Raw genomic sequence first — 310 nt, 5'->3', positions numbered from 1 at the left:
CCAGATCAGCAAACATCTGGGTGTTCAGTTAGCCCTTACAGACTTGTTCCGGTATTCTGTTTTACAGGATCAGGCTCTTCTGATTGATAATTCCCAAAAGACTGTCTTTGCCTCCATTCCCCAGTCGCCTGTCCAGGCAGATTACCCATTATCTTCCTCGCAGAAGCGAATGTGGATTTTGAGCCAGTTCGAGGCTGGCAATGTGGCCTATAGCATTCCATCGAGCCACCATATCCAAGGCTCTCTGGATCTTGTAAGCCTTGAGGAATCCTTCAGGCGCATCGTTTCGCGTCATGAAATTCTTCGTACG

General features: G+C 48.4%; 1 protein-coding gene. It reads left to right on the top strand.

The genetic code is table 11. The features are described 5' to 3' along the window. Positions 1-169 precede the first annotated feature (169 nt). Positions 170-310 (top strand): condensation domain-containing protein (locus GFU89_RS23380; RefSeq protein ID WP_413228620.1); only part of this gene is annotated, 141 nt, incomplete at its 3' end.

The organism is Chryseobacterium sp. JV558 (assembly GCF_033712365.1).
Lineage (GTDB): Bacteria > Bacteroidota > Bacteroidia > Flavobacteriales > Weeksellaceae > Chryseobacterium.
Note: the sequence above shows the minus strand (reverse complement) of the source record. Positions and strands in the feature narration are given on the sequence as shown.